The following is a 23811-nucleotide window of genomic DNA, read 5'->3' as shown; positions in this document are numbered from 1 at the left end:
GCCGATAGCCGGGCGCGGGGCGTGCGTCGTACGTCGTACGTCCTACGCCGTACGCCAAACGCCAAACGCCAGACGCGAGACGCAAGACGCCTTGTTCCCCCCTTAGCAAGGGGGGTTAGGGGGGATAAACCCTCCCCGCCAGCGGGGTGGGCAGGGGTGGGGTTACCACGAGCCACGAACCCCTGCTTTTCGCTGAGGGCTGACGGCTTAGGGCCTCACACCTGGAACACCCCCACGCTCATCTGCTCGCGGACGGGGTTTAAGGCGCAGGCCTCGAGGCTGCGGATGAGCCTTTCCCGCGTTTGGTGGGGGAAGATCACTTCGTCCACCCAAAGCCGGGCGGCGGCGTAGCGGGGGTCGAGGGTTTCCTCGTAGCGGCCCTTGATGCGCTCGTAGAGTTCCTTGAGGTCCTGGTCGGTGGGGGTTTTGCCTTCGCGCTCGAGCTTGGAGACCTCGATCTCGAGCAGGGTCTTGGCGGCCTGGGCGCCGCCCATCACCGCGTACTTGGCGCTGGGCCAGGCGTAGAGGAAGCGCGGGGCGTAGGCCTTGCCGGCCATGGCGTAGTTGCCCGCGCCGAAGGAGCCGCCGGTGATGAGGGTGATCTTGGGCACCACCGAGTTGCTCACCGCGTTGACCAGCTTGGCCCCGCGCCGGATGATGCCGTTCTGCTCCGACTCCTTGCCCACCATGAAGCCCGTGACGTCCATCAGGAACAACAGCGGGATGAAGCGCTGGTTGACCTCGAGGATGAAGCGGGCGGCCTTGTCGGCGGCCTCGGCGTAGATCACCCCGCCGACTTCGATCCTTGCGCCCGATCCGCCGGGAGGGGCAGCCTTCTTGATCACGGTGCGCTGGTTGGCGACGATGCCCACCGGGAAGCCGCCCAGCCGGGCGTAGCCGCACACGATGGTCTCGCCGTAGCCGCTCTTGAACTCGTGGAACTCCGAGCCGTCCACCAGCCGGGCGATCACCTCGCGCACGTCGTAGGGGCGGGAGCCGTCGGGCGAGACGAGGCCGTAGAGGTCCTCGGGCTCGTAGGCGGGCTCGAGCGGGGCGATGCGCTCGCGGGCCCAGGGGGCGAGTTCGGGGGTGGAGTACAGCGCGGCCAGGGCACGGACGCGCTCTAAGGCGGCCTCGTCGCTGGGCTCGTAGAAGTCCACGGTGCCCGAGACCTCGGCGTGCATCCGGGCGCCGCCCAGCTCCTCCGAGCTCACCTCCTGCCCGATGGCGGCCTTCACCAGCGCGGGCCCCGCCAGGTAGAGGCCCGAGCCCTCGGTCATGATGAGCGCGTCGGTCATGAGGGGCAAGTAGGCCCCGCCCGCCACGCAGTTGCCCATGATGGCCGAGATCTGCGGGATGCCCAGCCCCGACATGCGGGCGTTGAGGTAGAAGATGCGCCCGAAGTCGTCCTGGTCGGGGAAGACTTCGTCCTGCAAGGGCAGGAACACCCCGGCAGAGTCCACGAGGTAGACGGTGGGGACGTGGTTTTCCAGCGCGATGGTCTGGGCCCGGATCACCTTCTTGGCGGTGATGGGGAAAAAGGCCCCCGCCTTCACGGTGGCGTCGTTGGCGATGATCATCCAGTCGCGCCCGGCGATCTTGCCCAGCCCCGTCACCACCCCGCCGCCCGGGGCCCCGCCCCACTCCTCGTACATGTGCCAGCCGGCGTAGCCCAGGATCTCCTGGAACTCGCTCTCGGGGTCGATCAGGCGCGCGATGCGCTCGCGGGCGGTGAGCCGCCCCCGGGCGTGCTGCCGCTCGACGGCCTTCCTGCCGCCGCCCTGCCGCACGATCTCGAGGCTGCCCCTGAAGTCGGCGATGCGCTCGACCCAGGCGTCCTTGTTCTGCTTGAAGGCCGGGTTGTCCCGGTCCTCGGGCTTGAGTGCGCTGCTCAGCATGAGCAAAGTCTAACGGATTTTTGCAAGCAGGCGGTAATTCCGTCAGGCTTCACGGGCCGGAAGGGGGAAGTGATCAGCCATCAGCCGTCAGCTCGTGGCTCGCGGTTCACCCCTCCCGGCCGGCGGGGAGGGTTTATCCCCCCCGGCCCCCCTTGCTAAGGGGGGGAAAGAGCGTTTGGCGTTTGGCGTCTGGCGTCTTGCGTCTCGCGTACGACGTAGGACGCACGACGTACGACCCGTACCCCCCACCTACAACGAAGCCGCCACCTCGCGAATGAGCTCGGCCACCGCGTAGGCGTCGTAGAGGTCGCTGTAGCCCATCAGCGAGACCCGGAAGATCTTGCCCTTGAGCACGCCCTGCCCGCCGATGATGGTGGCCCCGCGCAGGGCGAAGGCCTCCTTGACCTGGGCGTACTTGACGCCCTCGGGGAGGTAGAAGGCGGTGGTGGCGGGGCTTTTGACCTCGGGGACCGGCTTGAAGCCCGCGCCCTCGCCCGCCTCGTAGAGCAGGGCGTTCTGCTTGGCCTTGAGGCAGAGGTGGTCCTCGAGCTCGGGCAGCACCGCGCCCAGCACCCCGGCCACCGCCGCCACGAGGTTGATGGCGGGCGTCCAGGCCGACTCGCCCTCGCCCTGCACCTTGAGCTCCTTGGCGAGGTCGAGGTAGTAGCCGCGCGGCTTGAGGCGCCCCAGCGCGCGCGGCGAGAGCGCCGCGTAGCCCAGCCCCGGCGGGCACATGGTCCCCTTCTGCGAGCCGGAGGCCGCCGCGTCTATGCCCCACGGCTCGAGCGCCACCGGGCTCACCAGCAGGCTCGTGACCATGTCGGCCACCACCAGCGCGTCGGGGAAGCGGGCCTTGAAGGCCTGGGCCAGGGCCTTGACGTCGTTGAGGGCGCCGGTGGAGCTCTCGGAGTGGGTGAGCAGCGCGCCGTGGAAGGGGCCCTGGAGCCCCTCGACGAGTTCCGGCGGCACGCTCTTGCCGTACTCGAGCCCGCTGCGCAGCACCTCGAGGCCCAGCGCCTCGGCGATCTCGGCCCAGCGCTCGCTGAACTTGCCGTGCACCGGCACCCACACCCGCTCGCCGGGCGCGAAGAGGTTGAGCACCAAGGCCTCCATGGCCGCCGTGCCCGAGCCGGTGAGGACGAGCACCTCGCCCTGGGTGTTCCAGGCCTGCTTCAGGCCCTCGCGGGCGGCCTTGAAGAGGCGGCGGGCCTCGTCGGTGCGGTGGTGCAACTGGGGCCGGGCCAAGGCCTCCACCGCTTTGGGGTGGAGCTCGACCGGGCCGGGGGTCAGCAGGCGGGGGCGGTAGACGGACATGGCATCAAGTGTAGCGGGTGGGGCTAGGGTCGAACGGCCTCCGGCGGGCTCAGAGCTCGGCCAGGTCTACGCGTTCCAGCACGTCCAGGCCGCGCAGGGCCTCGAGCACCGCCTCGCCGGGGCGCTGGTCCACGCCCAGCACGAACAGCGCGTGCCCGCCGGGGTTGTCGCGGCCGAGCTGCATACCGGCGATGTTCACGCCGGAGTCGCCCAGCAGGGTGCCCACCTTGCCCACCACGCCGGGCTGGTCGCGGTTGATGCAGATGAGCATGAAGCCCTCGGGCACCACCTCGACGTGCTGGCTGTCGATGCCCACGATGCGGGGCTTGCCGCCCAGCACCGCGCCGCGGGCCTTGCGGGTCTCGCGGTCGGTCTCGAGGGCCACCTCGATCACCTGGAGGTAGTCCTTGGGCTGCTCGACGTGGCGGGTGCTCAGCGGGATGCCCCGGTCGCGCAGCAGGGGCCGCGCCGAGACCAGGTTGACCGCGCCCTCCTCGAGCACGCTCCCCAAGAGGCCCTTAGCCACCGCGGAGGCGATGGGGTCGGGGTTCTTCTCGAAGTCGCCGTAGAAGGTGACCTCCAGCGCCTGCGGGCGGCCCTGGGTGATCTGCGGCAGCAGCTTGCCCAGCGCCTCGCCCAGCGGCAGCCAGCCCTGGAACATCTGCAAGCCCTCGGGGTCGAAGCCGGTGTTGAGCGCGTAGGCCAGGTTGCCCTGCAGGGTCTCGATCACGCGCTCGAGCACCGCCTCCCCCACCCGGTCCTGCGCCTCGAAGGTGTTGGCGCCCAGGTGCGCGGTGTGGGTCACCTTGGGGTGCTGCACCAGCGGGTGCTCGACGTTGGGGGGCTCGAGCTCGAAGACGTCGAGGCCGGCCGCGAAGAGGTGGCCCTCGCCCAGCACCTCGATGAGGGCCTTCTCGTCGATGATGCCGCCGCGCGCGGCGTTGACCACCACCGCGCCCTTGGGCAGCAAGTAGAGCTCGCGCCGGCCGATCAGGCCGCGGGTCTCCTCGTTGAGCGGGGTGTGCACGGTGAGGAAGTGGCACTGGCGCAGCACGTCGGGCAGGTCGTCGAGGAGTTCGACGCCCAGGGTCTCGGCGCGGGTGCGGGGGATGTAGGGGTCGTAGGCCAGCACGCGCATGTTGAAGGCCCGGGCGAAGCGGGCCACCTGCCCGCCGATGCGCCCCAACCCCACGATGCCGATGGTCTTGCGGTCGAGCTCGAGGCCTAGGTACTTGCGGTCCCACACGCCCTCGCGGATCTTGCGGTCGGAGTCCACGACCCCCCGCGCCGCCGCGAGCAAGAGCGCCCAGGCCAGCTCGGCCGCCGAGCGGGTGTTGGCCTCGGGCACGTTGACCACCAGGATGCCCCGGCGGCTGGCGGCCTCGAGGTCCACGTTGTCCACGCCCACCCCGCCGCGGCCCACCACCTTGAGGTTCTTGCCGGCCTCCAGCAGCGCCGCGTCCACCTGCGTGCGGCTGCGGGTGATGAGCGCGTCGTAGCCCGCGATGACCCTGAGGATCTCCTCGCGGGGCATGTTCGGCTTGTAGTCGAGCCGGATATCCCCGTTCTTCACTTCGCCCAGCCGCATCTCATCGGTAACCAGAACCCGCCACATACCGCCAGAATCTACCACCCCCTTGGTATACCGTACAAGCGCCGGCGGGGCGCTTCGCGGTGCCGTGTGCTAGACTTGCAGCGTCATAAATGAACGGGCAATACGCCTTCCCGCAGGGGGTTACTTGGCTGCGGGCCATCAAGGAGGACAGATGAAAATCGCACTGGTGACCGACTCCACCTCAGACCTACCGCCTGCCCAGGCCCAGACGCTGGGGGTGCAGGTGGTGCCGCTGTACGTCAACTTCAAGGGCAAGGTGCACAAGGACTGGGTGGAGATCCGGCCCGCCGACATCTTCGAGGGCGTGCGCGCCGGGGCCGAGATGCCCAGCAGCAGCCAGCCCTCCCCCCAGGACTTCAAGGAGGCCTACGAGCGGGCCCTACAAAACGCCGACCACGTGCTCTCCATCCACATCTCCTCCAAGCTCTCGGGCACGGCCCAGTCGGCCCAGCTCGCCGCGGCCGAGTTCCCCGGCCGCATCACCGTCTTCGACTCCCTGGCCGCCTCGCAGGGCATCGGGATGATGGTCGAGCGGGCCAAGGAGATGCTCGACCAGGGCGCCGACCTGCGCTCGGTGATGACCGAGCTCGAGCGCATGCGCGCCGACCACAAGGTGCTCTTCTCCCTCGCCACGCTGGAGTACCTCAAGAAGAACGGCCGCATCGGCGGGGCCCAGGCCCTGCTGGGCGGGCTGCTGGGGATCAAGCCCATCCTCACCATCAAGGAGGGCCGCGTCGAGCCCGCCGGGCGGGCCCGCGGCGAGAAGAAAGCCCTGGCCGAGGTGGTCGAGGGCTTCAAGACCTGGGCCCAGGGCCGCAAGCACATCCGCATCTACTACCTCTACAACGGCGACGCCAGCGCGGTGGCCGCCTTCAAGGAGGCCATCAACGGCTCGGGCCTGCCCGTCGAGGAGCGCAGCAGCAGCGAAGTGGGCGCGGTGATCTCCACCCACACCGGGCCCGGCTTGTACGGGTTCTACGCTTATAGCCTCTGAGGGGGAGAGGTCGATAGCTGAGAGCCGAACGCCAGACGCCGACGGACCATCGACTTTTTAACCCGTGGCCCACTTCACGGCAGGAGGTCCTGTAAACTACCCCTACCAACCGCTACGCAGTCCGGTAGGGGCTTTCCGAGGGAGGACGATGCACGGACGACACCCCCAGGATCCGGGCCGGTTTACGACGGCCCCTGCCCATCGAGCCTGCTCTCCGGGCATTGCACATGCCCCGTTCAAAGCCATCCCCCGTAGGGAGTGCGTTCGGGGCGAGCCCTCGGGGTTTTACCCCGGCCGGGCCACGTCGTGCCGGGAACCCCATACCCCGACGGTCAAGGTTCACGGGAACGTCGTTCCCGGGAAGGATTCTGCCAAAAAGGAGGTGAGCGGGTACGGCGCCCCGACGAGCGCCTGGGGCTATCCATCCCCGACCAAACCCCGGCTTGGTCGGGGTCTCCCGCCCCAGACCCCAACCGGATGAAAACCGCCTTCGTCGCGGACTCGACCATCGGCCTGACCCCCGAGCAAGCGGAGGCCCAGGGGGTCTACCTCATCCCGCAGCAGGTGATCGTCGAGGGCAAGGCCTTCCGTGATCACGTCGAGATCCGGCCGGAGCAGGTGGTGCAGGCCCAGCTCGGCGGGAAAAAGGTGAGCACCAGCCAGCCCCTGCCCCAGGACTACGAGGCGCTGTACGAGCGCCTGCTCGGCACCTTCGACCGCATCGTGTCGGTGCACGTCTCCTCCAAGCTCTCGGGCACGGTCTCGACGGCCAGGGCGGTGGCCCAGCGCTTCGGCGAGCGCGTCAAGGTGCTCGACTCGCTCAGCGTCAACGGCGGGCTGCACTTCGTGCTCGAGGAGGCCCGGCGCAAGCTGGCGCAGGGGGTGCCGTGGGAGGGCCTCGAGGCCGCCGTCGCACCCCTGCTCCCCAAGATCCGGGGGTACGTGCTGCCCGCCACCCTCACCTACTTGCACCGGGGCGGGCGCATCGGGGGCTTGCAGCACTTCGTGGGCAGCCTGCTCAAGATCCTGCCCATCCTCGAGGTGTATGGCGGCACCGTGCAGCCGCGCGAGCGGGTGCGCGGCTACCACAAGGGGCTCGAGCGCGTGGCCGAGCTGCTGCACAAGGACTACCCCGGCGGGGCCCGGGTGATCCTGGCGCACTCGGAGAACCCCCAGGCCGTCGAGACCCTGCGCGGGCTCATCCGGCAGGAGGGCGTGGTGGTCGAGGGCGTGCGGGAGTGCGGCGCGGCGGTGGCGGCCCACACCGGCCCCGGCACCTCCGCGATCTTCGCCGGGCCGCGCTAGGCGTAGAGGTCGCCCGCCAGGTACTTCAGCCCGCTGTCGCACGCCACCGTCGCCACGGTGTGGCCCTCGCCCAGCACGGCGGCCAGGCGCAGGGCGCCCACCACGTTCAGCCCGCCCGAGGTCCCGGTGAAGATGCCCTCTTCCCGCGCCAGGCGGCGGGCCATGGCCCGGGCCTCCTGCTCGTCGATCCCCCAGGCCTCGTCGTACAGCGCCCGGTCGAGCAGCGGGGGCACGAACCCGACCCCGACGCCCTCGACGTGGTGGGCCCCGGCCTTCCCCGTGGAGATCACCGCGGAGGAGGCGGGCTCGAGGATCACCACCCTGGCCCGGCTCCCCGCCTCCTTCAGGGCCCTCGAGACCCCCATGGTCATCCCCGCCGTCCCCACCGCCGCGCAGAAGCCGTCGAGCGCCCCGCCGGTCTGCTCGAGCAGCTCGAGGCCGATGCGGACGTAGCCTTTGAGGGAGTCGGCGTTGTTGAACTGGTCGGTGGCGTAGGTGCCGGGCTCCCGCGCCATCTCCCGGGCCTTCTCGATCATCCGGGGGATCAGGTCGGGGGTGATCCTCCCGCCCTGGCTGGGCACCAGCGTCAACTCGGCCCCGAAGGCCTCCATCGTCCGCAGCTTCTCCCGGGCGAAGGCGTCGGAGGAGACCACCCGGAAGGCGTAGCCCTTCACCGCGCAGACGAACGCCAGCGACGACCCCGTGGAGCCCCCGGTGTACTCCACCACGCTCATCCCCGGCCTGAGGTCGCCGCGCTTCTCGGCCTCCTCGACCATGGCGAGCGCCATGCGGTCCTTGTAGGAGCCGGTGGGGTTGTAGTACTCGAGCTTGACCAGCACCCGCGCGCTCCCCCTGGGGACCACCTCGCCGAGCTCGACCACCGGGGTGTTGCCGACCGCCTCGAGCATGCTGCTACGGACATCCGCCATAAGGCCTCCTGGGGGTTGTAAGGTATCCCAGTATATGCGCGCGGTGGTGCAGCGGGTTTCCGAGGCGAAGGTCGTGGTCGAGGGCCAGACCGTGGGCCAGATCGGCGTGGGGTTCTTGGTGCTGCTGGGGGTGCGGCGGGGGGACACGCTCGAGGACGCCGCCTACCTGGCCCGCAAGATCGCCGGGCTGCGGGTCTTCCCCGACGGGCAGGGCAAGATGAACCTGGGCCTGGCCGAGGCGGGGGGCGAGGTGCTGGCGGTGTCGCAGTTCACCCTCTACGCCGACACCCGCAAGGGCAACCGCCCCGGCTTCAGCGAGGCCGCCAGCCCCGACGAGGGCAAGCGGCTGTACGAGCGCTTCTGCGACCTGCTGGCCGAGCAGGGCCTGCACGTCGAGACCGGGGTGTTCCAGGCCGACATGAAGGTGCAGCTGGTCAACGACGGGCCGGTGACCATCCTGCTCGACTCGAGCGAACGCCACCGCCCCGCGCGCGGCTAGCCGCCGGCCGGCCCTTCACGGGGCCTCGAGCGAAGAAGCGGCGCCTTCGCGGATTTGAGCGATTTTTAAGCCCCGGCTGGTAAAGCATAGCGGATGAAGGGGGCAACCTATGGAAAGGCTCAGGCGGTACAGGATACTCGTGATCGACGACGACACCTCCACCCGTGCCTTCGTGGCTCGAGCCCTGACCCTCGCCGGCTACGAGGTCACGGCCGTCCCCGACGCCGACGCGGCCTTCGCCCGCGTGTACAACGCGGCCCCCGACCTGCTGCTGCTCGACTACAAGCTCATCGGCCAGGACGGCCTCACCCTGCTCGAGCGGATGCGCGAGGCGGGGGCCGCCTCCCCCGCGCTGCTCTTCACCGCCACCACCGACGACGCGATCGAGGCGAGGGCGGCCGAGCAGGGCGTGCTGGGCGTGCTCCACAAGCCCGTGGGCCTGGACGACCTGCTGGCCGCCATAGCCATAGCCGTCCGGGGTGAGGTGCTGCCGCCCGGGTTCAGCTCCCCCACCCTCGCACCCCCTTCGGCTCTGCCGTGAAAAGCACGCCACCCCTGGCCTCCTGAGCCGCGCGCCCTTTCTCTGTTCGCGCCTCGTCCCAGCAGCCCACTTGACAACGGGCGAGGGGCCGCCTTAGGCTCTGCTTGGTTCGTTCAGTCAACTTACTAAGTGCCCAGGTCTTCGAGGTCTGCCGTGCCGCCGCACTCGCCTTTGGATCAACAAGCCATCAAACGGCAAAACCGCCGGTTGCTGCTGGAGTCCATCCGGCGGCGGGGGCCCTCGAGCCGGGCCGACCTGGCGCGCGAGCTGGGGCTGACCAAGAGCACCGTCTCGAGCCTGACCCAGGAGCTCATCGGCGAGGGGCTGCTCAGCGAGGGCAGCCCGCAGGCCTCGGCTTCGGGCACCGGGCGGCCGGGCATCCTGCTCGAGCTGCGCCCGCAGGGGGCGCTGGCGCTGGGGGTCGAGCTCGGGGTGAAGAACACCGTGGTGATCGTGCTCGACCTGGGCAGCCAGACCCAGCAGCTTTTGGAGTGGCCCGAAGCCTCCGACACGCCCCTCGCCCAGCGCCTCGAGCGCATCGCCCGGCAGATCCAGCAGCACGTCCCCGGGCGTGAGCACCTGCTGGGGCTGGGCCTCACGGTGCCCGGGGTGGTGCGCGACGACCAGACCCTCGTGTACGCCCCCGGCCCCGGCTGGCGCAACGCCGCGCCCGCCGAGCAGCTCGAGGCCCTGCTGGGCCTGAGGGTGGTCGTGCAGAACGACGCCAACGCCTCGGCGCTGGGCGAGGCCTTCTGGGGCGAGAGCCACAGCCCCCTGGCCTACGTGATGCTGGGCACCGGGCTGGGCATCGGGCTGGTGGTGGACGGGCAGGTCTACCGCGGGCACTTCGGGGCGGCCGGGGAGCTGGGGCACTGGAAGGAGGGCAGCGACCGGCCGTGCAGTTGCGGGCGCTGGGGCTGCCTCGAGACCGAGCTCTCGCTGCGCGCGCTCGAGCAGCACTTCCAGGCCCTGAGCCGGCGCACGGAGGACTTCTGGGGCATCTTGGGGCTCGCGGGGCAGGGCTACGGCCCGGCGCTCGAGTCCCTCGAGGCCCTGGGCGGCCAGCTCGGGCGGCTCGTCGCCAACCTGGCCGTCACCTTCGACCCCGCCGTGGTGGTGCTGGGCGGGGCCGGGGCCGAGGCCTGGCAGTGGCTCGAGGCCCCCACCCGCCGGCGGCTGAGCGAACTGGCTTTCATCCCCGAACACGCCTGCTTGCCCATCCGGCCCAGCGCGTTCGGGCACCTGGCTCCGGCTATGGGCGCTGCCGCCCTCGTGCTGCAGCGCTTCTTAGCTAACGGGGGCGTCCGGGAAGGGAACCCGCCAATCTCCCCCCGCGCCCTAGGCTGAACCGATTGGCGAAGGCACGTTTTGAGGAGGAGCATATGCGCAAGTGGCTACTGGCTTTAGCAGCAACCGCATTGGCGTCGGTATCGCTGGCTCAGGGGAAGCTCGAGATCTTCTCCTGGTGGGCCGGGGACGAGGGGCCTGCCCTGCAGGCCCTGCTCGACCTGTACAAGAAGAAGTACCCCAACGTGGAGGTGGTCAACGCCACCGTGACCGGCGGCTCGGGCGTCAACGCGCGCGCGGTGCTCAAGACCCGCATGCTCGGCGGCGATCCGCCCGACAGCTTCCAGGTGCACGCCGGGCAGGAGCTCATCGGCACCTGGGTGGTCGCGGGGCGCATGGAAGACCTCAGCAGCCTCTACAAGAGCGAGGGCTGGCTTACCAAGTTCCCCAAGGGCCTCATCGACCTGCTCTCCTACAACGGCGGCATCTGGAGCGTGCCGGTGAACATCCACCGCTCCAACGTCATGTGGTACAACCCCGCCAAGCTGCGCGAGTGGGGCGTACAGCCGCCCAAGACCTGGGCCGAGTTCCTCACCACCTGCGCCACGCTGAAGGGCAAGGGCGTGGAGGCCCCGCTGGCGCTGGGCGAGGCCTGGACCCAGCAGCACCTGTGGGAGTCGGTGGCGCTGGGCGTGCTCGGCCCCGACAGCTACGCCAACCTCTGGAACGGCAAGCTCAAGTTCAACGACCCCAAGGCCGTCGCGGTGTGGGACACCTTCGGCAAGGTGCTCGACTGCGCCAACAAGGACGCCTCGGGCCTCTCCTGGCAGCAGGCCACCGACCGCGTGGTGCAGGGCCAGTCGGCCTTCAACATCATGGGCGACTGGGCGGCGGGCTACATGGTGACCACCCTCAAGCTCAAGCCCGGCGAGGGCTTCGGCTGGGCCCCCTCCCCCAGCACCGGCGGCACCTTCATGATGCTCTCCGACTCCTTCGGGCTGCCTAAGGGCGTGAAGAACCGCACCCAGGTGCTCAACTGGCTCAAGCTGCTGGGCTCGAAGGAAGGCCAGGACGCCTTCAACCCGCTCAAGGGCTCCATCGCCGCCCGCACCGACTCCGACCTCTCGAAGTACAACGCCTACCTGCAGTCGGCGGCGCGCGACTGGAAGAGCAACAAGATCGTGGGCTCGCTGGTCCACGGCGCCGTGGCCCCCGAGTCCTTCAGCAGCCAGTTCGGCACCGTGATGGAGATCTACCTCAGCTCCAAGAACGCCAGGGCTGCCGCCAACGCCGCGCAGGCCATCGCCGACCAGGTGCGCCTGGGCCGGTAAACACCGCGCACCCCACCCCCCTCTCCCCAAGAAGGGGAGAGGGGACGGGGGCGGGAGAGGCGAGAAATGAAGAGGTTGCGTAACCTGGACAGCCTGGTGGCCGTGCTCACCCTTTTGCCCTCGGTGATCTTGCTGGCCGTTTTCGTGTACGGCTTTATCGGCCAAACCATCCAGACCTCCCTGACCAACTGGGGCAAGGACCCGGCGCAGGCGCTCGCCATCAACCCGGTGCTCCAGTTCGTGGGTTTTGAGAACTACAAAGAGCTTTTCAGCGGCTTCATCCACGGCCGTTTCCGCCAGGACCTGGTCAACAACATCTTCTTCACGGTCTTCTTCGTGGGGGGTTGCCTGCTGGTGGGCCTGTCGCTGGCGATCATCCTCGACCGTAGCCCCAGGGGCGAGGGCTTTTTCCGCACCATCTTCCTTTTCCCCATGTCGCTTTCCTTCGTGGTGACGGGCACCATCTGGCGCTGGATGCTGCAGCCGGCGGGGGGCGTCAACCAGTTGCCCGCCACCGTGGGCCTGCCGGAAGGGCAGTTCGCCTGGCTCACCAGCCGCCAGCAGGTGCTGCAGTTCGACTGGAACCACCTGCCCCTCTTCACCGCCTGGCTCATCGGCCTGATTTTGCTGTGGATCGGCGTCGCGGCGCTGCGGGGCGGGGAGGCGCGGCGGGGCTGGATCGCGCTGGGGAGCGCGGCCTTGCTCATCGGGTGGGCGGTGTTCATCGGGCCCAGGGTGCAGCTCCTGCCCTTCCCCGAGATCCACGGCTTCAACCTGGCCTTCATCGGCATCATCATCGCGGCGGTGTGGCAGATGTCGGGCTACACCATGGCGCTGTACCTGGCCGGGCTGCGCGGGGTGCCCGAGGAGCTGCGCGAGGCGGCGCGGGTGGACGGGGCCAGCGAGGTGCAGCTCTACCGCCGCATCATCTTCCCCATGCTCGCGCCCATCACCCTCTCGGCCATGATCATCCTGGGCCACATCTCGCTGAAGATCTTCGACCTCATCTGGGCCATGACCGGCGTGGACAACGCCCCCACCGAGGTCCCGGCGCTGCTGATGTACGTCACCACCTTCCGCTCGAACAAGATCGCCGACGGGGCGGCCATCGCCACCATCCTGCTGCTGCTGGTGGCGCTGGTGATCGTGCCCTACCTCTACAGCCAGTTGCGCAAGGAGGTGCGGCGGTGATCTGGCGCGTGGTGCAGTACGGCATCCTGGCCCTGGCGACGCTGTTCTTCCTGCTGCCGGTGTACCTGGTGGTGGTGACCGCGCTCAAGGAGCCGGCGGCGATCACCCTCGAGAGCACCTGGCAACTGCCCCGCCTGTGGCACTGGGAGAGCTTCGCGCAGGCCTGGAACGCCTTCTTGCCCAAGCTGCAGAACAGCTTCGTCCTGACCCTTGTGGGCACGCTGCTCTCGGCGATCCTGGGCTCGGTCAACGGCTACGTGCTCTCCAAGTGGCGCTTCCCCGGGGCCAACGTCATCTTCCCCCTCATGCTCTTCGGCATGTTCATCCCCTACCAGGCCGTGCTGATCCCGCTGTTCGAGTTCATCCGCGAGATCGGGCTGGGCGGCAGCCTGTGGGGCCTGATCCTGGTGCACGTGGTCTACGGCCTGCCCATCACCACCCTGATCTTCCGCAACTACTACGCCGAGATCCCCGACGAGCTCGTCGAGGCCAGCCGCATCGACGGCGCGGGTTTCTGGGGCATCTACCGCAACGTGATCTTCCCGCTGTCGGTCCCCGGCTTCGTGGTGGTGATCATCTGGCAGTTCACCCAGATCTGGAACGAATTCCTCTTCGCCGTGACGCTGGTCAGCAGCCCCGCCAACCAGCCCATCACCGTGGCCCTCGCCCAGCTCGCCGGCGGCGAGGCCGTGAAGTGGAACCTGCCCATGGCCGGAGCCCTGTTAGCCGCCCTCCCCACGCTCCTGGTCTACATCTTCCTGGGGCGCTACTTCATCCGGGGGCTGCTGGCAGGCTCGGTGAAGGGGTAGCGGTCAGCTTGTGGCTCGCGGCGAACCGCCGTCAAGGGTCAAGGGCCAGGACGCCTTGCGTTGTGCGCCTTGCGTCTTGCGTTTTGCGTCTTGCGTTCGGCGTTCGGCGTTCGACGTAGGACGTAGGACGTTCGACGTACGACGCACGACCCGCACTGGGCTACCGGCGTTCGGCTATCGACCCACCTCAAGCCAACGGCCTCCCCAGGCTCGAGAGCACGTACCCGTCGTGCAGCCGCACGATCTGCTCGGCTTCGGGGTGCGGGGCCGCTGAGCCGAGCGTGGTGAGCAGCCGGCACACGTCGTAGCCGCCGATCTTGGCCTCGTAGGCGCGCTCCCACTGGCGCTGCGCCCGCTCCTGGGATGGGCTCTCCCAGGGGTAGCGCACGGGCGGGCGCTTGAGGCCGATGCGCCAGGGCTTGGGGGTGAGGCGGGCGCGGAAGCAGGTCTGGGAGCGGCACAGCAGCTCGTAGCGCCGGTCGGCGCCCAGCTTCCGCATGGCGGCCAGGGCCTCGGGCGAGGCCGGGTCGAAGAGGGCGTGGGTCACGAGGAGGCGCAGGCCCAGCCTGGTGCGGTAGACCCGCACGGCCCATCCGGGGTGCTCGGCGTGCCAGGCGCGCACGCGCTCGAGCGCCCCCTCCTCCGGCGACTGCCGCGCGGGGCGGGGGCGGGAGAACAGGGAGCGCACGAACGCCCAGCAGCCCGCCCGGCCCAAGGAGGCGGCCTGGGCGAAGTCGAGGTCGATGAACATGACCCGGGCGGTGTTGAGCACCAAGCAGCCCGCGGCGTTGCGGGTGATGACCGCGACGCGCTCCCCCCGGGCGTCGGTGAGTTCCTCGAGGATCTCCTCCCGCAGGGGCGCTCCGCCCTTGGGGTACTGGCCCAGCCGCTCCCCGCGCTCCTTGCGGGCGACGCGCTCGGCGAGGGCCCGCTCGGCGAGGAGGCGGGCGTGTTCGGGGCTCTCGTCCGAGCCCTGCCACGCCACGAAGCGGTAGCGCTGGCCGCCGACGCTCACGCCGCGCTCGGCCTTGGCCCAGTAACGGGGGATGTTCACGGCACCCCCTACGGCCGCGCCCCCGGCCAGGGCCCCACGGGGCGGTCGGGGAGTTCTTTGGGCGCGGTCTCCTGGCGGTAGAGCTTGAAGCCCCGCGCCTGGTAGTTCGCCAGGGCCTGCGGGCCGTCGAGCGTGCAGGTGTTGACCGTCACCCGCTCGGCGCCCATGGCCCAGGCCCGCTCGAGGCAGCGCGTGAGCAGCACCCCGCCGATGCCCATGCCGATGAAGCGGGGGATCAGGCCGAAGTAGGCGACGTTGACGGCCTCGCCCTGGCGCTCGAGCTCGCAGTAGCCGGCGGGGGTGCCCTCGAGGTAGGCCACCCAGGTCTCGAGCTCGGGCCGCTCCACCCACTGCCGCCACTGCTCGTAGGTCCAGCCCAGGCGGTCGATCCAGTACCAGTCCCCGCCCACGGCGGTGTAGAAGAAGCGGTTAAGTTCGGGCAGGGGGATCTTGGCCTGGCGGATCTCGAGCCCCTCGAGCGCGGCGCTCGAGGGCCGCAATTCGGCGGGCGAGAGCATCCGGAGGTAGTAGGTGGTCACGTCCACGACCATAGGCACGGTTATACCGGAAAAGCGCGCGCCGGTGGGCGCGGCTTGGCAAAGTTGTACAAACTTTCGTATGCTTTCGCTATGCCCTCTCTGGAAGCCACGCTGCGCCACCGGGAGATCCTGGACATCCTGCGCAGGGACGGCCAGGTGCGCGTGAGCGACCTCGCCTCGCACTTCAACGTCTCCTCCGTCACCATCCGCACCGACCTCGAGCACCTCGAGGGCAGCGGCCTGCTGCGGCGGACGCGGGGCGGCGCGGTGCCCTCGGAGAGCAAGCGCTTCGAGCTGCCGCTCGAGGCCAGCCGCCAGGTGCACGCCCGCGAGAAGGAGCGCATCGGCCAGTACGCCGCCGGGCTCATCCAAGACGGCGAGACCGTCATCCTCGACGTCGGCAGCACCACCACCGAGCTCGCCAAGGCCCTGCCGCAGGGGCTGCGCAACGTGGTGGTGGTGACCAGCGCGCTCAACATCGCGCTCATGCTCGAGTCGCACCCCGGCGTCACGGTGATCGTCACCGGGGGGACGCTGCGGCCCCAGCAGCACTCCCTCGTCAACCCCTACGGCACGCTGCTGCTGCAGGAGGTCAACGCCGACAAGGCCTTCATCGGCTGCAACGGGGTCCACCCCGAGCGCGGCCTCACCAACACCAACCTGCAGGAGGCCGAGATCAAGCGGGCCATGATGCGCTCGGCGCGCGAGTCCATCCTCCTCGCCGACCACTCCAAGGTGATGCAGGTCGCCGCGGCCCGGATCGGCCCCTTGCAGGCGGCGCGGCTGCTGGTGACCAGCCGCAAGGCCCGGGGCGAGGACCTCGAGCAGCTCCGCGCGGCGGGGCTCGAGGTGGTCGCCGTTTAACGGGCTCCAGGCCGAGACGGTAGGCCTCGCCCCGGCTCGAGGGGGCGCGGGAGCGCCGTTTCACGCACCCGTCGCGGCATGACTTAGTACGTCTCGAAAACTTTCGAAGGTGTTGACAAGCTAACGCAAGCTGGGTAGACTCCGCCTGAACCCCAAGCCGCCCATGAACCGACGCGTTTCGCTGACTGGGTCGGGCTTGTGCATGGTTCAACCGGGGTGCCCGCGAGGGGCATTTGTTCGGATTCTGGGAGGAGAGTCTTATGGTCAAACGGCTGATGACCCTAGGGATGGTTGCCGCGAGCCTGGGCATGGCTCAGGGCAACGTCAGTGGCGAGATTACGGTGTGGTCGTGGGACATCGCGGCCAAGGCGCTCCAGGCCACGGTGCCCAGCTTCAACAAGCAGTACCCCAACGTCAAGGTCAACATCGTTGACCTGGGCAACCAGCAGGTCTACGACAAGGGCCTCTCGGGCTGCGCCGCCGGCGGGACCGACCTGCCCGACGTGTACTCGGTGGAGAACAACGAGGCCGAGGTGTTCTGGGCGCGCTTCCCCAATTGCTTCACCGACCTCAACACCCTCGCCCCCAGCGCCAACGCCTTCAAGGGCAACTTCCCGGCCTTCAAGTGGACCGAGCTCCAGGTGGGCAACAAGACCTACGCCATGCCCTGGGACTCCGGCCCCGTGATGATGTTCTACCGCCGCGACCTCTACCAGAAAGCCGGCGTCAACCCCGCCTCCATCGAGACCTGGGACGACTACATCGCCGCGGGCAAGAAGATCGTCGCCGCGACGGGCGCCAGGGTGGGCGTCATCGCCAACGGCACCGACGACGAGTGGTTCCGCATGCTCGCCAACCAGAACGGCTGCTTCTACTTCTCCAACGACGCCAAGAGCGTGACCGTCAACAAGCCCGGCTGCGTGACCGCGCTCGAGACCGTCAAGAAGCTCATCGACGCGGGCGTGGTGATGCAGGGCGGCTGGAACGAGCAGATCCAGGCCTTCAAGGCCGGCAAGGTGGCTACCAGCATGTTCGGCGGCTGGTACGAGGGCACCATCCGCTCCAACGCGCCCGAGCTCGAGGGCAAGTGGGGCGTCTTCCGCATGCCCGCCGCCAAGAAGGGCGGGGTGCGCGCGGCCAACCTGGGCGGCTCGGCCCTGGCCCTGCCCGCCTCCTCCAAGAACAAGGCCGCCGCCTGGGCCTTCATCCGCCACGCGCTCGCCACCACCGAGGGCCAGGTGACCATGCTCAAGGAGTACGGCCTCGTGCCCTCCTACCTGCCCGCCCTCAAGGACCCCTACGTCAACGCCGCGAGCAAGTACTGGGGCGGCCAGACCGTCTGGAAGACCATCCTCGACACGCTGGGCGACGTGCCCCAGGCCCGCGGCACCCAGTACTTCCAGGAAGCCCGCCAGATCGTGGTCAAGGCCCAGGCCGACTACGTGGCCGGCCGGGTCAAGAGCGCCAAGGAAGCCCTGGACAACGCCGCCAAGCAGATCTCGTCCGCGACCGGGTTGCCCGTCGCCAAGTAGGCCTCGAGCTCGAGGGGTGGGGAGTCATCCCCACCCCTTTCCCTAAAAGACCCGACCCCTTCTCACGTGGAGGAGCTGTGCGGAGGAACCTGACCCCCTACACCTTTCTGCTCCCCTACCTGCTCATCTTCGGCGTGTTCTGGGCGTGGCCCATCCTCTATTCGATCTACCTGTCCTTTCTCGACACGCGCTCCTTCCCCTGGGCGTGGAACCCCGGGGTCAACTGGGGGCGCATTTTTCAAGACGCCACCTTTCAAGACGCCCTCCGCAACACCTTTCTGATCCTGCTCATCCAGGTGCCGCTGATGCTGGCCCTCGCCACCGCGCTGGCCGTGGCCCTTAACTCGCAACTGCTCAGGTTCAGGCCGCTCTTCCGCTTCGCCTTCTTCGCCCCGGTGGTGGTGGGCGCGGTGGCCTACTCCGCCGTGTTCCGCCTGATCTTCAACACCGACTTCGGCGCGGTCAACTCGGGCCTGAAGGCGCTGGGGCTGGGCCCGGTGGACTGGCTGTACGCGCCGGGCCCGGCCATGACCGTCATCATCCTGGTGGTCACCTGGCGCTGGACGGGCTACAACGCCATCATCATCCTGGCGGGCCTGCAGAGCATCCCCAAGGACATCTACGAGGCCGCCGCCATCGACGGGGCGACCCCCTGGCAGCAGTTCCTGCGGATCACGCTGCCGGGCATCCGGCCGGTGCTGCTGTTCTGCTTCGTGCTCTCGATCATCGGCACGCTGCAGCTCTTCACCGAGCCCTTCCTCATCACCAACTCCGGCCCCGGCACCGCCACCATGACGCTGGGCACCTACCTCTACCAGCAGGGCTTCCGCAGCTTCAACTTCGGCTACGCCTCCGCCATCGCCTACACGGTGGCGCTGCTGGCGGCGGTGTTCTCGCTGATGCAACTGCGCTTCTTCGGGAGGGACTGAATGCGCCGCCAGCAGCTCATCCGCTCGGTCTGGCTGCACGTGTTTTTGGTGCCCCTGGCCCTGCTGTGGCTCGCCCCGCTGTGGCTGATGTTCGTCTTCTCGACGCTGCCCGAGCGGGACATCTTCAGCACCCCAACCCCCCTCCTGCCGGGCGGCGACTTCTTCACCAACCTGCAAAACCTCAACGCCGACACCAACTTCTCGCGCACGCTGCTCAACAGCATCGCCGTCTCGCTCATCTACACGGTGCTCTCGGTGCTGCTGACCAGCCTGGCGGGCTACGCCTTCGCCCGCTTCCGCTTCTGGGGCAGCACCGCGCTGTTCACCGTCGTCATCGCCACCCTCACCATCCCCTACTTCGTGGTGGTGATCCCGCAGTACATCCTCATCGCGCGGGAGTTCAAGATCACCAACACCTACTGGGCGGTGGTGCTGCCCGCCCTAGCCAACAGCCTGGGGGTGTTCTACATGCGCCAGAGCTTCCTCAGCCTGCCCGGCAGCCTGCTCGAGGCCGCCCGCATCGACGGGGCCGGGGAGTGGCGCATCTTCTTCCAGATCGCCCTGCCGCTGGTGCGCCCGGCCATGGCCGCGCTCTCCCTCATCCTCTTCCTCACCGCCTGGAACGACTACCTCTGGCCCTTACTGGTGCTCTCCCCCGACAACAAGGCCGCCCTCACCGCCCCGGTGGCGCTGGGCTCGCTGATCGGGCTCACGCGGGTGAGCTGGGGCGGGATCATGGTGGGCGCGGTGCTGATGACGGTGCCCTTCCTCGTCCTCTTCATCTTCCTGCAGCGGCAGTTCATCGCGGGGATCGCGGCGGGGGGGGTGAAGGACTGACATGGGGTCGCCCGGCGCGAAAAATGCCGGTAGCCGATGGCCGATGGCGGCCCAGCGCCCAACACCCCTGAGTTCCCGCTTTCGCCCGGATTTCAGCCCTTATGAACTTCGTCGAGACCTACCTGTGAGGACCGGATGCTAGGCGTGTGCTACTACCCCGAACACTGGCCCCGCGAGCGCTGGGCCGAGGACGCCCGGAGGATGCGCGAGCTGGGCCTGACCTACGTGCGCGTCGGCGAGTTTAGCTGGAGCCGCGTCGAGCCCCGTGAGGGGCACCTCGAGTTCGAGTGGCTCGACACGGCCATCGAGACCCTGGGCCGCGAGGGGCTCAAGGTGGTGCTGGGCACCCCCACCCCCACCCCGCCCAAGTGGCTCGTTGACAAGCACCCCGACGTCCTGGCCTACGACGTCCAGGGCCGGGTGCGCAGGTTCGGCTCGAGGCGGCACTACAGCTTCTCCAGCCGCAGCTACCTCGAGCACTCCCGCCGCATCGTCAGCCTCTTCGCCCGGCGCTACGGGAACAACCCCCACGTGGCGGGCTGGCAGGTTGACAACGAGTACGGCTGCCACGACACCACCCGCAGCTACGGCCCCGAGGACCTGCGGGCGTTTAGGGAGTGGCTGAGGGCCCGCTACGGCGACGTCGGCGCGCTCAACGCGGCCTGGGGCAACGTCTTCTGGAGCATGGAGTACCAGAGCTTCGAGGAGGTCGAGCTGCCCAACCTCACCGTCACCGAGGCCAACCCCTCGCACTGGCTCGACTTCTACCGCTTCTCCTCCGAGCAGGTCGCGGCCTACAACCGCGCGCAGGTCGAGATCCTGCGCGCGCACTCGCCGGGGCGCTTCATCGCCCACAACTTCATGGGCTACACCCCCGACTTCGACCACTTCAAGCTGGCCGAAGACCTCGACGTGGCAAGCTGGGACAGCTACCCGCTGGGCTTCACCGACATGGACGTGCTGCCGGTGAGCCAGCAGGACAAGCTGCGCTACGCCCGCACCGGCCACCCCGACATGGCCGCCTTCCACCACGACCTCTACCGCGGGGTTAAGCCCCGCTGGTGGGTGATGGAGCAGCAGCCGGGGCCGGTCAACTGGGCCGCCCACAACCCCTCGCCCGCGCCCGGGATGGTGCGGCTTTGGACCTGGGAGGCCTTCGCCCACGGGGCCGAGGTGGTGAGCTACTTCCGCTGGCGGCAGTTCCCCCAGGCCCAGGAGCAGTTCCACGCCGGGCTCAACCGCCCCGACTTCCGGCCCGACGTGGGCTACTTCGAGGCCGAGCAGGTCGCGCGGGAGCTGGGGGCGCTCGAGCTGCCCCCCACCCACCCGGCCCCCGTGGCCCTGGTCTTCGACTACGAGGCCGACTGGCTCTACCGCGCCCAGCCCCAGGGCCAGGAGTTCAGCTACCGTGACCTGGCCTGGACCTTCTACCAGGCGCTGCGCTCGCTCGGCCTGGACGTGGACTTCGTGAGGCCGGGGGGGAGCCTACAGGGCTACCGCCTGGTGGTGGTGCCCAGCACCCCCATCGTGCGGGAGGAGACGCTGGAGGCCCTGCGCTCCGCCCAGGCCGCCGTGGTGCTCGGGCCGCGCACGGGCTCCAAGACCGAATCCCTGGGCATCCCCCCCGAGCTGCCCCCGGGGCCGCTGCAGGCGCTGCTGCCCGTCAAGGTGGTGCGGGTCGAGTCGCTGCGGCCGGGCGTGGACTTCGAGGTCGAGTGGGAGGGGGGGCGCTACCGCTCGTCCGTCTGGCGCGAGTGGGTCGAAACGGCGCTCGAGCCGATAGGCAATTTTGCTGATGGCAAGGGCGCGATTTTCCAGAACAATAACCTCCGCTACCTGGCCTTCTGGCCCACCCGGGAGTTCCTCGCCGCCTACCTGGGGCGCCTGGCCGGCAGCCTGGGCCTCCGCGCTCACCCCTTGCCCGAGGGCCTGCGCCTGCGGCGGCGCGGCGACCTCACCTTCGCCTTCAACTACGCGCCCCACCCCCAGGCTGTCCCCGCTCCCGAAGGCGCCGAGTTCGTCCTGGGCGGGCCTACCGTAGATGCCTACGGGGTCAGTGCGTGGAGGCGCACGTGAACGAACTGTGGATCAAGCTGGGACTCCAGGGCAAGCGGGCCCTGATCGTACACCACGACGACCTGGGCCTGAGCCACGCCCAGAACCGGGCCTACCGCGAGCTGGGCTTCCCCACCGGCTCGGTGATGATGATGGGCTGCTGCGTGGGCGAGGTCTCGGGCCCCGACCTGGGGGTGCACCTGACGCTCACCAGCGGCCAGGACTCCATGCAGCTGCACCCCCTGAGCCCGGGCTCGAGCCTGCGCAACCCCCAGGGCCTGTTCTGGCGCACCCTCGAGGACGCCTGGCCGCGCCTGGCGGCGGCCGAGGTCGAGGCCGAGCTGCGCGCGCAGATCGAGGCGGCGCTGCGGGCCTTCGACGTGACCCACCTCGACTCGCACATGGGCGCGCTGCTGCGCCCCGACCTGGCCGAGATCTACGTGCGGCTGGCCGGGGAGTACCGGCTGCCCGCGCTCATCCCCGGCAACCTCGACGACGTCCGCCTGCCCCCCGACTTCCTCGCCGCCCTGCAGGCCCTGCGCGAGCGCTCGGCCCTGCCGCAGGTGACGGTGGTGGACGGCTACGGCGTTCCCCCCCAGCAGCGGCGGGAGTGGTACTTGCAGGCGCTGTCGGGCCTGGGGCCGGGGGTCTACCAGCTCATCCACCACGCCGCCTGCGCCGACGCCGAGGGGCAGTCCCTGGGCGACTGGCAGGGCCGCAAGGCCGACCTCGAGGCCCTCAAGGACCCCGAGGTGCGGCGGGTGATCGGCGAGTTCGAGCTCCTGACCTGGAGGGAGGTGCGGGAGGTATGGAGAGGAGCGGTATGAGCACTCGAGGCACGCCCCTGACCTACGGCATCGGGATGCTGGGCCTGACCTTCCCCGGACAGGCCTTCGGGCTGTACCTGTGGTACTTCTACACCGACTTCCTGGGGCTCGCGGCCGCGCTGCTGGCGCTGGCCCGCGCCGTCTACTCGGTCTGGGACGCCTTCAACGACCCCTTCTTCGCCTACTGGTCCGACCGCACCAAAAGCCGCCTGGGCCGGCGCCGCCCCTGGCTGATGGCGGGGTTGCCGCTGTACATGCTGATGCTGGTGGTGGTCTTCTCCCCGCCCGAGGCGGTCCGCGAGAGCGGGCTGCTGTTTTACTACTTCCTCGTCGGCATCCTGCTCTTCGAGACGGCGGCGGCCATGACCTGGACCAACTACTCCGCCCTCTTCCCCGAGCTCTTCCGCAGCCCCGACGCCCGGGCCCGCGCCAGCGCGGTCAAGCAGGCGTTTCAGGTGGTGGGGCTGCTGCTGGCGGTGGTGCTGGTGCCTTTGCTCAAGGACCAGTTGGGCTTCACCGGCATGGCGGTGGTCTGCGCGGCGGTGGGGGTCTTGCTGGTGAGCTTCACCATCGCCAGCACCCGCGAGGACCCCCAGGCCCAGGCCCCCGAGCCCTTAGGGCTGGTCGAGGCCTTCCGCATCACCCTCAGCAACCGCCCCTTCTGGGTCTTCGCCGCCGCCGGGAGCCTGATCAGCCTGGTGCTGGGCCTGCTGCAGGCCGGGATCCCCTTCTACGTCAAGTACGCCCTGGGCCTGCCCGACAGCCAGGCCTCGCTGCTGCTGGGGCCGGTGTTCATCCTCTCGCTGCCGCTGGTGGCGGTGTGGGCGCGGGTGGCGCTGTGGCGCGGCATCAAGCCCGCGTGGATCCTGGCGATCACGCTGTTCGCCTCGGCCAGCCTGCTCTTCGCCCTGCCCCTCAACCTCTACGGCGCCATCGCCATCGGCTGCCTCCTCGCCGTCGGCTACAGCGGGGTGAGCGTGCTGGGCGAGATCGTGCTGGCCGAGATCATCGACCGCGACGCCGACGCCACCCAGCGGCGCCGCGAGGCCATCTACTACAGCGTCTACGGCTTCATCACCCGCATCTCGGGCGTGCTGCTGGGGCTGTGCTTCGCCCTGCTGGGCCCGCTGTTCGGCTACTACAGCGGCGCCAACCCCGGCACCCAGGCGGGCGAGGCCTTCCGCTTCTTCATGGGCGTGATCCCCTTCGTGGCCCTGACGCTGGCCGCGCTGGTGGCGCGCCAGTTCCCCTGGGAGGTGAAAGGTGCGACTGATCTTCGCCGGACTTGAACTCGAGATCCAGGCCGAGTCCAGCCAGGCGGCCGGGACGGGCTACCTGCTGCACGGGGGCACCGTGCAGCTCAACCAGCCCGAGGCCCCCGCCCGCTTCTACCGCCACGGCTGGCAGAGCTGGAGCCTGGCGACGTGGCTCGAGCTCGAGCCCCCGCCCGTCCCCATGCAG

The 23811-nt window shown here is 69.4% G+C and carries 21 protein-coding genes and 1 pseudogene; 16 read left to right on the top strand and 6 right to left on the bottom strand.

The features are described 5' to 3' along the window. Positions 1-215 precede the first annotated feature (215 nt). The 3 genes from Mterra_RS02595 to serA form a co-directional block, all read right to left on the bottom strand. Positions 216-1898, bottom strand: a complete 1683-nt coding sequence (locus Mterra_RS02595; protein ID WP_119313743.1) for an acyl-CoA carboxylase subunit beta — start codon at positions 1896-1898, stop codon at positions 216-218. Positions 1899-2147: 249 nt separating this feature from the next. After that, complete coding sequence (locus Mterra_RS02590; RefSeq protein WP_119313742.1) at positions 2148-3212, bottom strand: pyridoxal-phosphate-dependent aminotransferase family protein; 1065 nt, start codon at positions 3210-3212, stop codon at positions 2148-2150. A 49-nt stretch (positions 3213-3261) separates the two neighbouring features. Beyond that, positions 3262-4827: a phosphoglycerate dehydrogenase gene (gene serA / locus Mterra_RS02585; RefSeq protein WP_119313741.1), complete on the bottom strand. Its 1566-nt coding sequence runs from the start codon at positions 4825-4827 to the stop codon at positions 3262-3264. 151 nt (positions 4828-4978) lie between these two features. On the opposite strand from serA, the gene Mterra_RS02580 reads away from it, so the two are divergent. Both Mterra_RS02580 and Mterra_RS02575 read left to right on the top strand, forming a co-directional pair. Then, on the top strand, positions 4979-5821 hold the full coding sequence (locus Mterra_RS02580; RefSeq protein WP_119313740.1) for a DegV family protein: 843 nt from the start codon (positions 4979-4981) through the stop codon (positions 5819-5821). Between the two features lie 477 nt (positions 5822-6298). After that, the gene (locus tag Mterra_RS02575) at positions 6299-7126 is read left to right on the top strand and encodes a DegV family protein (protein WP_119313739.1); all 828 of its coding nucleotides are present in this window, start codon (positions 6299-6301) and stop codon (positions 7124-7126) included. Here Mterra_RS02575 and Mterra_RS02570 read toward each other — a convergent pair. Then, the gene (locus Mterra_RS02570) at positions 7123-8055 is read right to left on the bottom strand and encodes a PLP-dependent cysteine synthase family protein (RefSeq protein ID WP_119313738.1); all 933 of its coding nucleotides are present in this window, start codon (positions 8053-8055) and stop codon (positions 7123-7125) included. The genes Mterra_RS02575 and Mterra_RS02570 overlap by 4 nt on opposite strands. Before the next feature lie 34 nt (positions 8056-8089). Here Mterra_RS02570 and dtd point away from each other — a divergent pair, with 34 nt between their 5' ends. From dtd to Mterra_RS02540, 6 genes are all read left to right on the top strand, one after another. Further along, positions 8090-8554, top strand: coding sequence for a D-aminoacyl-tRNA deacylase (gene dtd / locus Mterra_RS02565; RefSeq protein ID WP_119313737.1), 465 nt, complete (start codon positions 8090-8092; stop codon positions 8552-8554). Positions 8555-8663: 109 nt separating this feature from the next. Further along, positions 8664-9095, top strand: coding sequence for a response regulator (locus tag Mterra_RS02560; protein WP_119313736.1), 432 nt, complete (start codon positions 8664-8666; stop codon positions 9093-9095). Between the two features lie 153 nt (positions 9096-9248). Next, complete coding sequence (locus Mterra_RS02555) at positions 9249-10442, top strand: ROK family transcriptional regulator (RefSeq protein WP_119313735.1); 1194 nt, start codon at positions 9249-9251, stop codon at positions 10440-10442. A 35-nt stretch (positions 10443-10477) separates the two neighbouring features. Beyond that, the gene (locus Mterra_RS02550) at positions 10478-11713 is read left to right on the top strand and encodes an ABC transporter substrate-binding protein (protein ID WP_119313734.1); all 1236 of its coding nucleotides are present in this window, start codon (positions 10478-10480) and stop codon (positions 11711-11713) included. A 66-nt stretch (positions 11714-11779) separates the two neighbouring features. Continuing rightward, positions 11780-12904, top strand: coding sequence for a carbohydrate ABC transporter permease (locus tag Mterra_RS02545; RefSeq protein ID WP_119313733.1), 1125 nt, complete (start codon positions 11780-11782; stop codon positions 12902-12904). Next, positions 12901-13713: a carbohydrate ABC transporter permease gene (locus Mterra_RS02540; protein WP_119313732.1), complete on the top strand. Its 813-nt coding sequence runs from the start codon at positions 12901-12903 to the stop codon at positions 13711-13713. The genes Mterra_RS02545 and Mterra_RS02540 overlap by 4 nt, the downstream gene beginning before the upstream one ends. 187 nt (positions 13714-13900) lie before the next feature. Here Mterra_RS02540 and Mterra_RS02535 read toward each other — a convergent pair whose 3' ends face one another. Both Mterra_RS02535 and Mterra_RS02530 read right to left on the bottom strand, forming a co-directional pair. Next, positions 13901-14767 carry a hypothetical protein gene (locus Mterra_RS02535; RefSeq protein WP_119313731.1) on the bottom strand — a complete coding sequence of 289 codons (867 nt, stop codon included), beginning with the start codon at positions 14765-14767 and terminating at the stop codon, positions 13901-13903. Positions 14768-14775: 8 nt separating this feature from the next. After that, positions 14776-15318 (bottom strand): GNAT family N-acetyltransferase, encoded by a 543-nt coding sequence (locus Mterra_RS02530; RefSeq protein ID WP_119313730.1) that lies wholly within the window; start codon positions 15316-15318, stop codon positions 14776-14778. A gap of 78 nt (positions 15319-15396) precedes the next feature. Here Mterra_RS02530 and Mterra_RS02525 point away from each other — a divergent pair, with 78 nt between their 5' ends. From Mterra_RS02525 to Mterra_RS02490, 8 genes and pseudogenes are all read left to right on the top strand, one after another. Then, on the top strand, positions 15397-16170 hold the full coding sequence (locus tag Mterra_RS02525; protein WP_119313729.1) for a DeoR/GlpR family DNA-binding transcription regulator: 774 nt from the start codon (positions 15397-15399) through the stop codon (positions 16168-16170). 260 nt (positions 16171-16430) lie between these two features. Further along, positions 16431-17702, top strand: a complete 1272-nt coding sequence (locus Mterra_RS02520) for an ABC transporter substrate-binding protein (RefSeq protein WP_119313728.1) — start codon at positions 16431-16433, stop codon at positions 17700-17702. Positions 17703-17779: 77 nt separating this feature from the next. Then, the gene (locus Mterra_RS02515; protein ID WP_119313727.1) at positions 17780-18631 is read left to right on the top strand and encodes a carbohydrate ABC transporter permease; all 852 of its coding nucleotides are present in this window, start codon (positions 17780-17782) and stop codon (positions 18629-18631) included. Further along, positions 18632-19468 carry a carbohydrate ABC transporter permease gene (locus Mterra_RS02510; RefSeq protein WP_119313726.1) on the top strand — a complete coding sequence of 279 codons (837 nt, stop codon included), beginning with the start codon at positions 18632-18634 and terminating at the stop codon, positions 19466-19468. A 135-nt stretch (positions 19469-19603) separates the two neighbouring features. Beyond that, positions 19604-21544: a beta-galactosidase gene (locus tag Mterra_RS02505; RefSeq protein WP_119313725.1), complete on the top strand. Its 1941-nt coding sequence runs from the start codon at positions 19604-19606 to the stop codon at positions 21542-21544. Next, positions 21541-22350, top strand: coding sequence for a carbohydrate deacetylase (locus tag Mterra_RS02500; RefSeq protein ID WP_245971492.1), 810 nt, complete (start codon positions 21541-21543; stop codon positions 22348-22350). Before Mterra_RS02505 ends, Mterra_RS02500 begins: the two co-directional genes overlap by 4 nt. Then, on the top strand, positions 22332-23639 hold the full coding sequence (locus Mterra_RS02495) for an MFS transporter (RefSeq protein ID WP_245971491.1): 1308 nt from the start codon (positions 22332-22334) through the stop codon (positions 23637-23639). The genes Mterra_RS02500 and Mterra_RS02495 overlap by 19 nt, the downstream gene beginning before the upstream one ends. After that, positions 23614-23811 (top strand): annotated as a pseudogene (locus Mterra_RS02490) (alpha-galactosidase); the annotation flags it as partial. The gene Mterra_RS02495 and the pseudogene Mterra_RS02490, both read left to right, overlap by 26 nt.

Source organism: Calidithermus terrae (genome assembly GCF_003574345.1).
Classification (GTDB): Bacteria; Deinococcota; Deinococci; order Deinococcales; family Thermaceae; genus Calidithermus; species Calidithermus chliarophilus.
Note: the sequence above shows the minus strand (reverse complement) of the source record. Positions and strands in the feature narration are given on the sequence as shown.